The organism is Rhodanobacter sp. AS-Z3 (assembly GCF_029224025.1).
In the GTDB taxonomy this organism is placed as follows: Bacteria; Pseudomonadota; Gammaproteobacteria; order Xanthomonadales; family Rhodanobacteraceae; genus Rhodanobacter.
In genome coordinates, this window is record NZ_CP119392.1 from 4077444 (window position 1) to 4092380 (window position 14937).

Annotated in this window: 8 protein-coding genes and 2 pseudogenes; 9 read left to right on the forward strand and 1 reads right to left on the reverse strand. The window is 60.3% G+C overall.

Features of this window, described 5'->3' with window-relative positions; all coding sequences use genetic code 11:
* The 3 genes from PY254_RS18045 (at position 1) to PY254_RS18055 (ending at position 9321) form a co-directional block, all read left to right on the forward strand.
* The gene (locus tag PY254_RS18045; protein ID WP_281013433.1) at positions 1-6942 is read left to right on the forward strand and encodes a non-ribosomal peptide synthetase; all 6942 of its coding nucleotides are present in this window, start codon (positions 1-3) and stop codon (positions 6940-6942) included.
* Positions 6943-7027: 85 nt separating this feature from the next.
* Complete coding sequence (locus PY254_RS18050; protein WP_281013434.1) at positions 7028-8644, forward strand: MBL fold metallo-hydrolase; 1617 nt, start codon at positions 7028-7030, stop codon at positions 8642-8644.
* Between the two features lie 62 nt (positions 8645-8706).
* Positions 8707-9321 (forward strand): carbamoyltransferase C-terminal domain-containing protein, encoded by a 615-nt coding sequence (locus PY254_RS18055; protein WP_281013435.1) that lies wholly within the window; start codon positions 8707-8709, stop codon positions 9319-9321.
* On the opposite strand, the gene PY254_RS18060 is transcribed toward PY254_RS18055, so the two are convergent.
* Complete coding sequence (locus PY254_RS18060) at positions 9294-9656, reverse strand: transposase (RefSeq protein ID WP_281013436.1); 363 nt, start codon at positions 9654-9656, stop codon at positions 9294-9296. The two genes, PY254_RS18055 and PY254_RS18060, sit on opposite strands and share 28 nt — an antisense overlap.
* A gap of 25 nt (positions 9657-9681) precedes the next feature.
* Between PY254_RS18060 and PY254_RS18065 the strand changes: the two genes are divergently transcribed.
* The 6 genes and pseudogenes from PY254_RS18065 to istB all read left to right on the forward strand — a co-directional run bounded on the left by PY254_RS18065 (position 9682) and on the right by istB (position 14831).
* The gene (locus PY254_RS18065) at positions 9682-9984 is read left to right on the forward strand and encodes an IS30 family transposase (protein ID WP_281013437.1); all 303 of its coding nucleotides are present in this window, start codon (positions 9682-9684) and stop codon (positions 9982-9984) included.
* Positions 9985-10219: 235 nt separating this feature from the next.
* Positions 10220-10864 (forward strand): 4'-phosphopantetheinyl transferase family protein, encoded by a 645-nt coding sequence (locus tag PY254_RS18070; RefSeq protein ID WP_281015273.1) that lies wholly within the window; start codon positions 10220-10222, stop codon positions 10862-10864.
* 103 nt (positions 10865-10967) lie between these two features.
* The gene (locus PY254_RS18075) at positions 10968-11174 is read left to right on the forward strand and encodes an MbtH family protein (protein WP_281013438.1); all 207 of its coding nucleotides are present in this window, start codon (positions 10968-10970) and stop codon (positions 11172-11174) included.
* 101 nt (positions 11175-11275) lie between these two features.
* Positions 11276-12256, forward strand: a pseudogene (locus PY254_RS18080) (IS5 family transposase).
* A 259-nt stretch (positions 12257-12515) separates the two neighbouring features.
* The gene (gene istA, locus PY254_RS18085; RefSeq protein ID WP_281013420.1) at positions 12516-14012 is read left to right on the forward strand and encodes an IS21 family transposase; all 1497 of its coding nucleotides are present in this window, start codon (positions 12516-12518) and stop codon (positions 14010-14012) included.
* Positions 14005-14831 (forward strand): annotated as a pseudogene (istB, locus tag PY254_RS18090) (IS21-like element helper ATPase IstB). The gene istA and the pseudogene istB overlap by 8 nt, the downstream one beginning before the upstream one ends.
* Positions 14832-14937 lie beyond the last annotated feature (106 nt).

Consider the following 14937-nt stretch of genomic DNA (forward strand, 5'->3'; position numbering starts at 1 on the left):
ATGATCCCTTTATCGTTTGCCCAAAAGGGCCTCTGGTTCGTCAACAAGCTTGAAGGCCCAAGCGCTACATTCAATATTCCCTTCGCACTGAATCTCAACGGCCCGCTACGTGCGGAAGCACTGAAGGATGCTTTGATCGACCTGATCAGTCGCCACGAGGTGCTACGCACAGTTATTGAAGAGTTTCACGGTACCTCCGGACAGCATGTGCTTGATGTCTCGCAAGCGGGATTCTCATTTGACGTATTCGACGTCGATGACGCGTCACTAGAGCAAAGGCTGACCGAGGCAGCAGCGTATCGATTCGATCTCACACGCGAGATTCCTCTGCGCGCCACTTTGTATCGTCACGACAGCCATCGTTATACGCTCTTGCTGCTCACCCATCACATTGCCAGCGACGGTTGGTCATCGGCGCCACTGATGCGCGACCTCGCCTCAGCTTACAGCGCCCGCTGCAAAGACGAAGCACCCAGATGGGACCCGCTGCCGGTGCAGTATGCGGACTACGCTCTTTGGCAGCAGGAATGGATGGCCGAGGAGGGTGATCCAGACAGCGAAATTGCAAGGCAAATCGACTACTGGAAAAGTGCGCTCGCCGATCTCCCTGACGTTCTCGAGCTGCCCACGGATCGGCCCCGGCCGGCTTCGCCGACCCACCGCGGCAGTAGCACCAGCTTCATGCTTGACGCAAGCACGCATGAGCGCTTGACCGCGCTTGCACGACAGCACGGATGCACGCTATTCATGGTGCTGCATACTGCGGTCGCGGCGCTTATGACGCGGCTTGGCGCAGGATGTGACATCCCGCTTGGCAGTGCCTTCGCCGGGCGGGGCGAGGAAGCGCTCGATGACCTCATTGGCTGTTTTGTCAACGTGCTTGTGCTGCGCACCGATACATCCGGCGATCCGAGCTTCCGTACGCTGCTTATGCGGGTCCGCGATGCGGACCTGGCCGCCTATGCCAACAAGGATGTGCCGTTCGAGCGACTGGTAGAACTGCTCAATCCTTTCCGTTCCGCCGCCTATCACCCGCTGTTTCAGATAAAGCTGATGCTCGGCATCGGCGGTGATAGCGCCTTGCGCCTTGACGATGTCGACGTACATCCGCGTGCGATCGGTGGAGATAGCTCTCGTTGCGATCTCGGCTTCAATTTTAACGAACGCCGGACGCCAGATGGTGCGCCGAACGGCATCGATTGCCTGCTGGAATTTACCTTCGACCTGTTCGAAACGTCAACTGTAGCAACGATAGGAGAACGCCTTTTCCGTCTGCTCGAAACGGTGGCCATCAATCCAGAGAAGGCAATTGGATCGATAGATCTTGCCGGCAGCGATGAACATCGGCGCATCATGAAGGAATGGAACGCCACCGCGTGCGAGATCGCTGTGGCGCCGATGGGCGAACTTTTTACGCGTCGCGTCCGTGAACGACCGGACGCTGTCGCCATCACCTTTGAAGACACCGAGCTGACTTACGCCGCGCTGGACGCACAGGCGAATCGCCTTGCCAATCACCTCCGCAATCTGGGCGTGGGTCCTGATGTCTGCGTGGCGATCTGTCTGCCGCGCTCGCCGTCCCTGGTCGTCGCGATCCTGGCGGTGATCAAAGCTGGCGGCGCGTATGTTCCGCTGGATCCGGAATACCCCGCCGACCGTCTGGCTTTCATTCTGGAAGACACCATGGCGCCGGTACTGGTCACCGGGCAAGCGCTGGTGGAAACCTTGCCATCGCACTGGGGATGCCTGGTGCTGTTGGACAGCGACGCCGACGACATCGCGGCGTTTGCGGATACCGCTCCGGAAACGGGCGTATGCACGGACAATCTCGCCTACGTCATCCATACCTCCGGCTCGACCGGACAGCCTAAGGGCGTCGCGGTTACGCATCGCGGTGTCGGCAATCTTGCGCGCACACAGATCGAGACGTTTGCGGTCGGTACATCGTCGCGCGTTTTGCAATTCGCGTCGGCGAGTTTCGATGCTGCCTTCTGGGAACTGTGCATGGGCATTCTCACTGGCGCGCGTCTGGTCCTCGCGTCATCAGAGTCGATGCTTCCCGGCGATGCGCTTGCCGACCTGATCGCCAGACATGGCGTCACGCATGCCACGCTACCGCCTTCAGCACTGGCACTTATGCCGAGGGACGGCTTGCCCGAAGGCTTCGTGCTAGTAATGGCCGGCGAAGCCTGCCCACCGGCATTGATCGACCGGTGGATGCCGCGCGTTACGATATTCAACGCCTATGGCCCGACCGAGACGACTGTCTGCGCGACGATCGCACCCAGTTGCGTCGGCGGTGGACGCACCCCTATCGGCGGCCCGATCCGCAACTTCCGCACTTACGTTCTGGACGAACGGCTGCGTCCGGTTCCGGTCGGTGTGCCTGGCGAGCTGTATCTCGCCGGGCCCGGTCTCGCGCGTGGCTATGTGAATCGCCCAGGACCCACTGCCGAACGATTTGTCGCAGACCCGTTTGGCGAGCCGGGAACGCGCATGTATCGCAGCGGCGACCGCGCGCGCTGGCTCGCCAATGGGCAACTCGATTTTCTCGGACGTGTCGACCAGCAGGTCAAGTTGCGCGGGTTCCGCATCGAACTCGGCGAGATCGAAGCTGCGTTGATGGCGCATCAAGGCGTGCTGCACGCCGTAGCGGTGGTACGCGAAGACATTCCCGGTCACCGGCAAATCGTCGCCTATGTCGTGCCCGCCTTGGGGCAAAGCGTCGACATCTCAGCGGTCCGGGCCTCACTGGCGGGTCAGCTTCCCGAATACATGGTGCCGGCCGCCATCGTTGCTCTCGACGTGTTGCCGTTGTCACTCACCGGCAAACTCGATCGCAAGGCTCTGCCTGCGCCACGTTTTGAACGCGGCGATCGTCGGAAAGCGGGCAACGCTATCGAGCAGGAATTGGCGACACTATTTGCGGAGGTGCTGGCGTTGCCGGAGATTGGCATTGACGACAACTTCTTCGACTTCGGTGGCGACTCGATTCTTGCGCTACAGCTAAAGGCACGAGCTCAAACTATCGGTCTGGCGTTCGAATTGTCCACGTTGTTCGACCACCAGACGGTCGCAGCGCTAGCCAGCGTGGTCGTTGTCGTGTCCGGCGATACCGCGCCTGCACCGGCGGAACAGGCGGATGAGGACATGCCCGCCAACATGCCTGCGGGCGTCATTGACGCTTACCCAATCAGTCAGTTGCAGCTCGGTATGTTTTTCCATAGCGACTTTGAGGAGGCGACCACGCTCTATCACGCCGCCATGGGCTTTGTGGTGGAAACGCCTTACGACGCAAACGCCCTTCGGCGCAGCCTGGACGATCTGACCGCGCGTCATGAGCTGCTGCGTACCGCATTCGATCTGGAGTCATACAGCGAGCCGCTGCAACTGATTTATCGCAAGACCACCATCCCGCTGAGTGTGGACGATTTGCTGGGCCGCGCACGCGCCGAACAGGATGCTGCGCTTGCCGCGTGGTTTCACGCCGATGAGCGCCACGGTTTCGACAAACGCAAGGCGCCACTGTTTCGCGTGCATATACATCTGCTTGACGATGCACGCTTCCACCTCGCCATCAGTTGTCACCACGCCATCATGGATGGCTGGAGCGATGGCTGTCTGGTGACCGAACTTATGCAGCGCTATCACGCCCACGTCGATGGACGTTCCATCCCGGCCGAACCGCTGGCTGTCGCGTATCGGGAATACATTCGCCTCGAACGTGCCGCAATGAATTCCGAAGAGAGCCGCATGTTCTGGACCGACACGTTGCGCGGGCTGGACGCGCGGGCACCGCTGCATGGCACGCCCGCACAACCGTCAGCGGGGCACGCGATGTCGCACATCGCTATCGATCCTGCGTCGGGCGCGGCGGTGGTTGCACTGGCGAAGCGGCTGGGTGCGCCATTGAAGTCCATATTGCTCGCCGCGCACATGGCCGCACTGGGTGTTCTGTGCGGTACCCGGGATGTCGCTACGGCGCTCGTGACGAATGGCCGTCCTGAAGTGGCCGATGGCGAGAAGATGATCGGCTTGTTCCTGAATTCCGTGCCCTTCCGGCTGACGCTTGGCGAGTGCGACTGGACCAGGCTGATTCGTCGCACGATGGAACTTGAGCGCGACTTGTTGCCGCACCGTCGCTTCCCATTGCCGTTGATTCTCAAGCAGACGGGGTTGCGCGACTTCCTGCACGTGGTGTTCAACTACACGCATTTCCACGCTTACGACGAACTCGGCGACTTGAGTGACCGCGTGGCCGCGCAGGGCGGCGGCGGCAGCAACAGTTTTGGACTGCAAGTGAATTTCCGCCCAGATGGACATGGCATCGCTGGCTGGATAACTGGTCGCGGCATGCTTTACGACCACCCCACGCTGGACCGCTATGCCGATGTCTACGCACGCCTGTTGCGCGCGATGGTCGCGGATGCCGATCAGCCGCCACCACGCCTGAATCTGCTCGATGCGCGCGACAACGATATTTTGCGCGCATGGAACTCCGCGCCTCGCGCTCCCGAAGCGCCGCCGCTGGAATGGTTCGACCGGCAACACGCCCTGCATCCGCAAGCGCCGGCTGTCCGCGACGCGGAGGTCGAGCTGGATTACGCCACGCTCGACGCTCGCGCCAATCGTCTCGCCCGGCGTCTGATCGCCGCTGGCGTCGGCCCGGAACAACGTGTCGCCATTGCATTGCCGCGATCCGCTGCGACGATCGTGGCAGCGCTTGCGGTGATGAAGGCAGGCGCAGCATTCGTGCCGCTCGATCTTGCCTATCCCAGCGAACGGCTTGCCTTCATCCTGCATGACGCAAAGCCGGTACGGGTTATCTCCACGCGCGCGCTTGCCGACAAATTGCCCGTGCCGATTCCGCTGGTGGATGTGGCAGATTGCGATGACAACATCGTTCAAGTCGCAAGCAACGTCGTCCCGCAGCCGCCGCTGCGGGACGGACATCCCGCCTACGTGATCTATACCTCCGGCTCGACCGGCAAGCCCAAAGGCGTTGTGGTGTCGCACTCCGGCATCGCCAGCCTGGCGCAAACCATGGCCGATCGCTTCGGGATCGAAAAGCAATCGCGCGTCGTGCAACTGGCATCCAGCAGCTTCGACGCGTCGGTCATGGAAATGCTGATGGCATTGGCCTCAGGCGCGTGCCTGGTCGTGCCGCCGCCCGGTCCGCTGCTTGGCGAGGAACTGGCTCACTTCCTCGCGGAACGCGGTATTACGCATATGCTCATCTCGCCCTCTGCCTTGCAGACGGTCGACCCGGCGGCCCCCGGCTTGCCCACGACACTTGTCGTCGGCGGCGAAGCCTGCTCGCCGGAAACAGTGGCGCGGTATGCATCGGGGCGACGCATGTTCAACGCATACGGCCCCACCGAAATCACGATCTGCGCCAGCATCAGCGACCCGCTCGTCGCACCGAGCGCGCCGATCGGGCGTCCGGTGATCCATACCCGCCTACATGTACTCGACGACACGCTGCAGCCGGTCCCACCAGAAGCCGTGGGAGAACTCTATGTTGAAGGCGCGGGACTGGCACGCGGCTATCTCGGCCGTGCCGCGCTGACTGCTGAGTGCTTCATCGCCAATCCATTCGGCGCACCCGGCGAACGCATGTACCGCACTGGCGATCGGGTGCGATGGAATGCACACGGGCAACTGGAGTTTGTGGGCCGCGTCGACCAGCAGGTGAAGATTCGCGGATTCCGCATCGAGCCGGGCGAAATCGAAAGCGCGCTGATGAATCTTGGCCAGCTTCGCGCCGCGGCGGTCATCGTGCAGGAGACCGTAACGGGGCGACACCTGGTCGCCTACGTCGTGCCCGCCGCAAACGATCTGGATACTGCAGCACTTCGCCACGAGCTGGGAGGCATACTTCCTGAATACATGATTCCCGCCGTCATCATCGCGATGGAAGGACTGCCACTGACCGCCAACGGCAAGATGGACACGCGCGCACTGCCCGTTCCGCGCTTTGAGACTGCAGTGACCCAGGCGCCGCGTACGCCGGCGGAGGAGATGCTGGCGGCACTCTTTACCGAAGTACTGGATATCGAAGCTATCGACATCGATGACAGTTTCTTCGAGCGCGGTGGCGATTCGCTGCTGGCCATCCGCCTGATCGCGCGAGTGAATGCCACATTCGGCAAGCGATTAGCCATTGGTGCGCTCTACGCGCAGCCCAACGTTGCCGCCCTGGCCCATCTATTGAATCAGGGAGATATGAGCGAGCAGACGCCGCCTGCCGTGCTGCCGCTGCGCGTAAAGGGTGCAACTGCGCCGCTGTTCTGTTTGCCGCCCGCCGGTAACGTTAGCTGGTGCTATGCGGGGCTCGTTGCGCACGTGCGCAGCGACTGCCCCGTCTATGGGCTGGAAACGCCCGTCGGCGCCTATGCCGAGACCATCGACGATATCGCTGCCATCCATCTGGCGCGAATCCGCGAACTGCAGCCGCATGGGCCCTACCGGCTCACCGGTTGGTCCATTGGCGGCTTGCTTGCTCATGCTGTGGCGACCCGGTTGCAGGCAGCTGGTGAACAGGTGTCGTTGCTTGTGCTGCTCGACGCGTATCCATTCGAGGCCCTGTGCGAACTAACTGCTGCCGTAGAAGGACAGAGCGGCGCGGCCACGTCCGTCGCTGTTTCCCGACTGACGCAGCACGTAGGCACCGACGCGGTCGTTGTGCAGATGCTCGGCACACTGGAACACAGCGCCGCATTGGCCGCCACTTTCCGCCCTGCGACGTTTGATGGCGACATGGTGTTCATTCGCGCCGCCGACCCGCTGCGCAACACGCCGCTACCGACTGTCGACCTGTGGAAGAAACATATCTCCGGATCGCTGAAGCTGCACGACGTGCGTGCCGACCATTTCAGCTTGCTCGATCCGCCGCACCGCGCAGCCATTGGCGAATTGCTCGACCGCTATCTGGGCCAATGAGCATGCTGCATACGGTTTATCCGCACCGACTTTCGTTTACACCGTCCGGTGACATGCCCACACCGAACGGTCTCATGGAGAACGCATGAACACGACCGACACCGACCAGGTCTATCTGGCCAGCGACACCAAGCTCGAACCGCTCGTGTTCAACTGGTATGCTTGGAGTCATCTTGTTTCGCCCATCACGCTGGCCCTCAACCTGGCCAATCGCCATTTGCCGATGCTCAAGTCGTTCATCGCCAACCCGGCGGTACATGAAGCGGCGTCGACGAATCCGAAAATGCTGGGCGGGTCATTCCTCGAGCTCGGATGCAACGATGTTGCGGCGGTACGCGTCTTGCAGCAGCACATTCTCGATGACGGCGCCCCGCTAATTGGCCTCGCCGACGATCTTTTCAAGCTTGATCGCAACATGCAACAGTCGGCAACCGGTTACAGCCTCGATCATTTGTACGACACGATGCCCGCAAGCCTTGCCGGCATGATCGAGGTGACGTACGACCTGAATAACCGGCCCGCGCTGCGCGTACTGGAAGAATTGATGGTCGGTGAAGCACCCACGAACGCCGCGCCGCAGCAGCTAGCCTTCACGCGAACGCGCGACGAGAAACGCAACTTCTTCCTCAATACTCCACGTCTGCCGACGAGCGGCCGGATGATCCTGCCGGCAGCCTTCGCAGGCCCCGCCTTCGACATCATCACGCAAAGCCGTATCGCGCCCGTCTCCTTTCGCGCGTTTGCCGCCGCACTCGACGTGAAGGATCAGGCAGAGCTTGATCAGCTGCGAGAATATTTCGTTGAGCAGCCACCAAGGCGCAACGAACCTGCATATGCAGGCGACGACTTGCGTGTCCGTTATTTCGGACACGCTTGCATACTGTTGCAGACCGATGAAGTTTGCATCCTTATCGATCCCTTTCTTACCTGGGATAACGACGACAACGAGGGGCGCCTGACCTTCCATGACCTTCCCGATCATATTGATTACGTGTTCCTGACACATAACCATCAGGATCACTTCAGCATTGAAGTGCTGCTGCAATTGCGTAATCGAATCGGCCAGATTCTGGTTCCGCGCAACAACGCCAACAATTTTGCCGACCCGTCAATGAAAATCGCACTTGCGGCGATCGGACATCGGAATGTTGCTGTGATGGACTCGATGGATCGCATAGAACTTCCTGGCGGACATCTTTACAGCTTGCCATTCCTCGGTGAACACGCAGACCTGAGTATTGCGAGCAAGCATGGGCTATGTATCGAGCTGAAAGGTTGCAGGATACTGCTGCTTGCCGACTCGGACTGCAAGGATCGCATGCTCTACCGCCGCATTGCAGCGCGTGTCGGCCGCGTGGATCACCTGTTCATTGGCATGGAATGCGACGGCGCGCCACTGAGCTGGATGTACGGCCCGTACTTCGGCAACAAGGTCACCCGCAAGGACGACGAATCCCGCCGCCTGTCAGGCTCTGACTGTGAGCACGCCTGGGCAATCGTCGAGGAATTCCGTTGCAACGACGTGTACGTCTATGCAATGGGACAGGAACCGTGGATGCGCTTTGTCGCCGGACTGCAGCTGACGTCTTCGAGCAAGCAGATTGTCGAATCTGAAAGATTCATCACACGCTGCCGCGATGCGGGTCACCGGGCTGAACGCTTGCACGGTTGCCGAACCTTCGTCCTGCATGCTGCGTCGTAAGTATGTGCCGCCTACACCACTAGCGGTGTAGGCGGCCTCGGCCGAAGTGCCGCAACACACTTATGCGGGTGCTTTGGTTTGAACAGTTTGCTCTGGCCAGAACTCGTGGCTTTTACCTGCTACCAAGAGATGACGGCAGCGTGGTGGGTGCCGCGCTTCTTGCACGCGCGGATGATCATCCAGACGAGCGTCCGACGAAAATGGACGTCATGTCACCTTACCTAGGCAGTCGCATGAATCAGGGGACTCTTAGGAATGTCGAGCGCTTCGGCACTCTACCGAAATTTACCCGTTGTGGTGACGACGCGCCTCGTCGCGCCGCAGACGGCAAGATCATTGCGTGGGTGCAGGGGCGCGCAGAATTCGGTCCACGCGCCCTTGGCAATCGCTCGATACTTGCCGATCCAAGGTCGCCATCAATCAAGGAAACAATAAACGCCAAAGTGAAGTTTCGCGCAGAATTTCGGACGTTTGCGCCGTCCATCCTGCATGAACATGGAAACGAGTATTTCGAACACTATCAGGAATCGCCGTACATAAAGCGGACGCTGAAATTTCGCGAAACGGCTGCCGGCAAGGTTCCAAGTGTAGTGCACGAGTATGGTACGGGCCGGCTGCAGACGGTCAAGAAACATCCTGATTCCCCACATTACGCATCCAAGGTTGCGAGTCGGTAAGTCAGCGGCGGTGTTCGCGCGGCGGCGACGATGAGTCGGGGCACCAGCGCCGCCAGATCGAATCGCCGATTGAAGCGGCAGCAGAATTCGGAGAGGTAGCGCTGCAGGTACCTCGGACGCAGTGCATGGTAGGTACCCTGCAGCGCACTCTTGACGTTGCCCAACACGGTATTGATCCACCAGAAGATCGGATGCCCTTCGCTGGGTGGGCCACCGCCGGTGACGATGGGGACATGAGTGCAATCGGCTTCGGCGACACCCGGGAAGCAGTTCAATCCATCGGACACCACCGCCGTGCCGGGGACCAGGTAGCGCTTCGCCCATGCCGCCAACACGGTCTTGACACCCCTGCAAGCTCGGGTGCATACCTTGACGTGGGACAACGGAAGCGAGTTCGCCCAGCACGCCCTGGTGGACAGGGTCTTGACGGCCAAGAGTTATTTCGCCGAACCGTACTCATCCTGGCAGCGCGGCACCAATGAAAACACCAACGGCTTGATACGGCAGTACCTGCCCAAAGGATGTGGTCTGAGCGCTTACTCCGACGCCGACATTCAGGCGATTGAAGACAAGCTAAACCAACGACCTCGAAAGCGTTTAGACTTCCGTACGCCACCACACGTTTTTTATATCTCCTTCAACCGTGGTGCACTTCGTAGTTGAATCCGCCAAACAAGCTAAACAAGCCAGCCCACGACCACGGTTATGGGATACGACGTTCGGGGGCAAGGTCTTACCCTCGCGGACGTCTGGGTGTCCGTTTCGGTTTCAATAGATCAGAGCATCCCAATGGGATGTACTTTGGGAGGCAGAAAGCGTGAACAGTGTAAGTGTAGGCATGGATATGGAGGGGGCACGACGATCTGAAGGAGCAATATGGTCGGAAACATTGGTGCCGATGCCAGCTCGCTCAACGAATACCCACTTAGTCGGGTGCTCAATAACGCGCAGTAATGATTTTCCAATTGCACGAAATTCCCTTCCTGAGCACCTATCGGTTGCAACTAAAGAGCGGCAACGCGAATTTCTCGCGGGTCGCCAGTGCGCGCGGAACGCATTGGGCCTGGCAGGTTGCACGATGCCAGGCGATCTCGCCATTGGAACGGATGGATTACCTCAGTGGCCCGATGGTTGGCTGGGATCTATCAGTCACAATAGAGATGCCGCGGTTGCCGTGGCCGCGTCCAAGAACCTGTGTAACATTCTTGGCGTAGATCTAGAAGCTTGGATCGACGATGATGTCGCAGAAGAAATTCATGAGCAAGTTTTCCAGCCAAGTGAACTGGCTCAATTTCCTGGCTACACTCCAGCCCAGGCACTTACGTTGGTTTTCTCGGCGAAGGAAACCCTTTACAAGGCACTCTATCCAGAGATGAGACAGTTCCGCGATTTTAAAGCAGCATGTGTGATTGGAGTCAGTTCTGATCATATCTACCTGAGATTAGAGATAGACTGGGGGGGGGCCTGGCGACGTGGCGTTACTCTTGCAGTGACCTACGCCCACAGCAATATCGCGGTATGTACGTTGCTCGACAAAGCTTGATTCCTGCCGGTAGATCGCGCTCGATAGTAGTGCAACCCCAGACGGGGCTAACCGGTATGTTGCAGACTCATTTTACTAGTTGTGACCAAAGAGGACATTGCACGTGACCCATCCACTTGAGGATTCTCGTTCGGCGTTTTCCGTACTCGTCAATGACGAGGGGCAGTATTCCTTATGGCCTACCTTCGCAGAGGTTCCGCTGGGGTGGAAGACTTGCTTTGGCCCTGAAAGCCGTCAGTCTTGCTTAGACTATATTGAGTGTAAGTGGATCGACATGCGTCCGCTTAGCTTGATTAAAGCCCAGTCTTAGGGATGCTCTGGACTTGCCCCGCTCTGGTAGACACTTTGGGATGCTCTGATTTATTTCCGATCTGCGGCATCATAACGACAGTCCTCAGGAAGCGCCCGCCGATGAAGCAACGTTCCTTCGCCTCGCTCAGTTGCGAGTCCAAGAAGAAGCCGACGCGCCGGGAGAAGTTTCTTGGTGAGATGGACCAAGTCGTGCCGTGAGAAGCGCTGTTGGCTTTGATTGAGCCGAGCTATCCGACATCGGGTCGTCGCGGTAGGCCACCGAGGCCCGCTGCCACGATGCTGCGGATCCACTTCATGCAGCAGTGGTACACGCTGAGCGATCCAGCGATGGAGGACGCGCTGTATGAGATCGAGTCGATGCGCCGCTTTGCGGGTCTGGAGCTGAACGAAGACGCGATCCCGGACGAAACAACGATTCTCAAATTCCGCCGGTTCCTGGAACAGCACGGCTTGGCGGCGAAGATTCTGGAAACGGTCAATGCTTACTTGGGCAAGCAGGGCCTGCTATTGCGCCAAGGGACTATCGTGGACGCCACGATCATCCAGGCCCCGTCGTCAACGAAGAACTGTGGCAAGCAGCGCGATCCGGAGATGCATCGGACGAAGAAGGGCCAGCAGTGGTAACTCGGCATGAAAGCGCACATCGGTGTGGACGTGGAATCGGGGCTGGTGCACACGGTGACCACCAGGCCGGCGAACGTAGGCGACGTCACGGAAGTGGACAAGCTGCTGCACGGCAAGGAGAAGACCGTGCACGCCGATGCCGGCTACCAAGGAGCGGAGAAACGAACACCCAAGCGCGGCCGCACCTGGTACATCGCTGCCAAGCGCGGCAGCGTCAAGGCGATGCCGGAAGGCGAGTCGAAGGAAGCGGCCAAGCACACCGAACACATGAAGGCCGCGGTCCGGTCCAAGGTGGAGCATCCGTTCCGGGTAGTGAAGCGACAGTTCGGCTATCAGAAAGTGCGCTTCAAGGGATTGTTCAAGAACACCGCGCAGGTGCTGACGTTGTTCGCACTCTCCAATCTATGGATGGCGCGACGAACGTTGCTGACTTCCGCAGGGGAGGTGCGCCCGTGAAGGCGGAAATGGGGTTGACCAGGGGTAAATACGTAGTCTACCTATGATATTTCGCCCGGGAAATCGCCACATCGTGCAAGTAATACCAGCGTTTTCGTCCGGCCGTCTGGACGGCCGTTTACAATTCAATTGATCAGCGCATCTGTTGGCGCCGGATGAAAACTGACCACCAAAGAGGGGTTCTGCCGGTTCAAATGTGACCAGGGTGTTCAACCTAACCTGCTGAGTTTTTAACCAGCGGGGAAACGAGGTGATCACCATGAGCATGTACGCCAAAGTCCGCCGGATGCACCTGCGCGAGAAGGTGCCGATCAACGAGATAGCCCGCCGCACGAGCCTGTCGCGCAACACGATCAGGAAGTGGCTCAAGGAGCCTGAGCGTAGCGAGCTGAAGTACGCACGACCGGGCGGATGGACCAAGCTCGATCCGTATGTCGACGAGGTCCGTCAGGCGCTGGAGACCGATGCCCACCGGCCCCGGCGGGATCGACGCACGCTGCTGCGATTGTTTGCCCAGATCAAGGCCAAGGGCTACGACGGCGGCTACTCGCAGCTGACCGAGCGCATCCGCCGGTGGCGCGCCGAGGCGGGCTCGGTGACGGCACGCTCGGCCTATGTGCCGCTGACGTTTGGTTGGGGCGAGGCGTACCAGTTCGACTGGAGCGAGGAAGGCATCGTGATCGGCGGCGTCTACCGCCGGATACGGCTGGCGCACATGAAGCTCTGTGCGAGCCGGGCGTTCTGGCTGGCGGCGTATCCCGGCGAAGGCCACGAGATGCTGTTCGATGCCCATACGCGATGCCTGACCGGTCTGGGAGGTGTGGCGCGGCGTGGCATCTACGACAACATGAAGACGGCCGTGGACAAGGTCGGCAAGGGCAAGGAGCGCATCGTCAACGCCCGCTTCGCGGCGATGTGTTCGCATTATCTGATCGACGCGGACTTCTGCAACGTCGCCGCCGGCTGGGAGAAGGGCCGTGTCGAGAAGGACGTGCAGGACAACCGCCGTGGCCTGTGGCAGGAGGCGCTGAGCGAGAGTTTCACCTCGTTCGCCGAGCTCAACGCGTGGCTGGCCGTTCGCTGCCCGCAGGCGTGGGCCGCTGCATCCCATCCGGACTATCCCGGCATGAGCGTGACCGAAGCGCACGAGCACGAGCAGCCGCACCTGATGCCGATGCCGAGCGCCTTCGATGGCTATGTTGAGATCGTCGCCCGGGTCTCCAGCACCTGCCTGGTCACGGTCAAGCGCAACCGCTACTCCGTGCCGTGCCACTTGGCCGGCCATCGCGTCAGCGCGCGGCTGTATCCCGAACGGATCGTGGTCTATGCCGAACAGCAGGCGGTGGCTGACCACCGGCGTGCACTGGATCGTGATCAGACGGTTTACGACTGGTTGCATTACGTGCCGCTGATCGAGCGCAAGCCGGGGGCGCTGCGCAATGGTGCACCGTTCGGCGGATTGCCCGATGCACTACGCACGCTGCAGCTGGCCTTGTTGCGTCGCCCTGGCGGTGATCGCGTCATGGCTGAGGTCTTGGCGTGTGTACCGACCTTCGGTCTGGAGGCGGTGCTGGTCGCTGTCGAGCTGGTCATCGCCTCCGGCGCGATCAGTGTCGATCATGTGCGCAACGTGCTCGCACGGCTGCGCGAGACACCCACTCTCACGGTCGACACCGCGCTGCGTTTGCAGGAAGAGCCGCTAGCCGATCCCGACCGTTACGACCAGCTGCGTCACATGGAGGTGAGCCATGACTGAAGTCATCGCCGATCTGAAGGCGCTCAAGCTGCACGGCATGGCACAGGCCTATGGCGAGTTGCTTGAACAAGGCGGCACCGCCGCCATGCAAGCCTCGCACTGGCTGATCGAGCACCTGCTTCAAGCGGAGCACACCTATCAAGCTATGCGCACCATCGCCTACCAGATGCATACCGCGCGTTTCCCGATCCACCGGGATCTGGCCAGCTTCGACTTCGCCAGCGCCAAGGTCGACCAAGCAATCGTCAACCAGCTCGCCACGTTGGCCTTCACCGACACCGCGCACAACGTCGTGCTGGTCGGTGGCACCGGTACCGGCAGACGCACCTGGCCACCGCGCTGGGCATCAGCGCCATCCAGCATCACGGCAAGCGCGTGCGCTTCTACTCCACTGTCGAGCTGGTCAATACACTGGAACTGGAGAAGGCTGCCGGCAAGCAGGGGCGCTTGGCCTATACGCTGATGCGCATGGATCTGGTGATCCTGGATGAGCTCGGCTATCTGCCGTTCTCGCAGGCCGGCGGTGCCTTGCTCTTCCACCTGTTGTCCAAGCTCTACGAGCACACCAGCGTGATCATCACCACCAACCTGACCTTCGCCGAATGGGCCACCGTCTTCGGTGATGCCAAGCTCACCACCGCCTTGCTCGACCGGCTGACCCACCACTGCCACATCGTGGAGACCGGCAACGCGTCCTATCGCTTCCGCCACAGCAGCGCCACCGCCAAGGCGAAAATCAGCTCACGCGAGCGGACACGCAAGCGGGGCGACGGCAGTGTCGACACCGTCGGAACCGAAGAGGTCATCGATCCGTTCTGAGCGTCAGCGATCTATACTTATCCACAGCCGAGGGGTCTCCCCTCGGCTTCCTTGCCCTGGTCAGTTTTCAACCGGCAGAGGGGTCAGTTTTCAACCGGCGCCAACA

Bases quoted from the DNA above. Each gene is read 5' to 3' on its own strand.
- PY254_RS18070 (WP_281015273.1), top strand. From the start codon at position 10,220: ATGCCAGCTCGCTCAACGAATACCCACTTAGTCGGGTGCTCAATAACG.
- PY254_RS18055 (WP_281013435.1), top strand. From the start codon at position 8,707: ATGCGGGTGCTTTGGTTTGAACAGTTTGCTCTGGCCAGAACTCGTGGC.
- PY254_RS18050 (WP_281013434.1), top strand. From the start codon at position 7,028: ATGAACACGACCGACACCGACCAGGTCTATCTGGCCAGCGACACCAAG.
- PY254_RS18045 (WP_281013433.1), top strand. From the start codon at position 1: ATGATCCCTTTATCGTTTGCCCAAAAGGGCCTCTGGTTCGTCAACAAG.
- istA (WP_281013420.1), top strand. From the start codon at position 12,516: ATGAGCATGTACGCCAAAGTCCGCCGGATGCACCTGCGCGAGAAGGTG.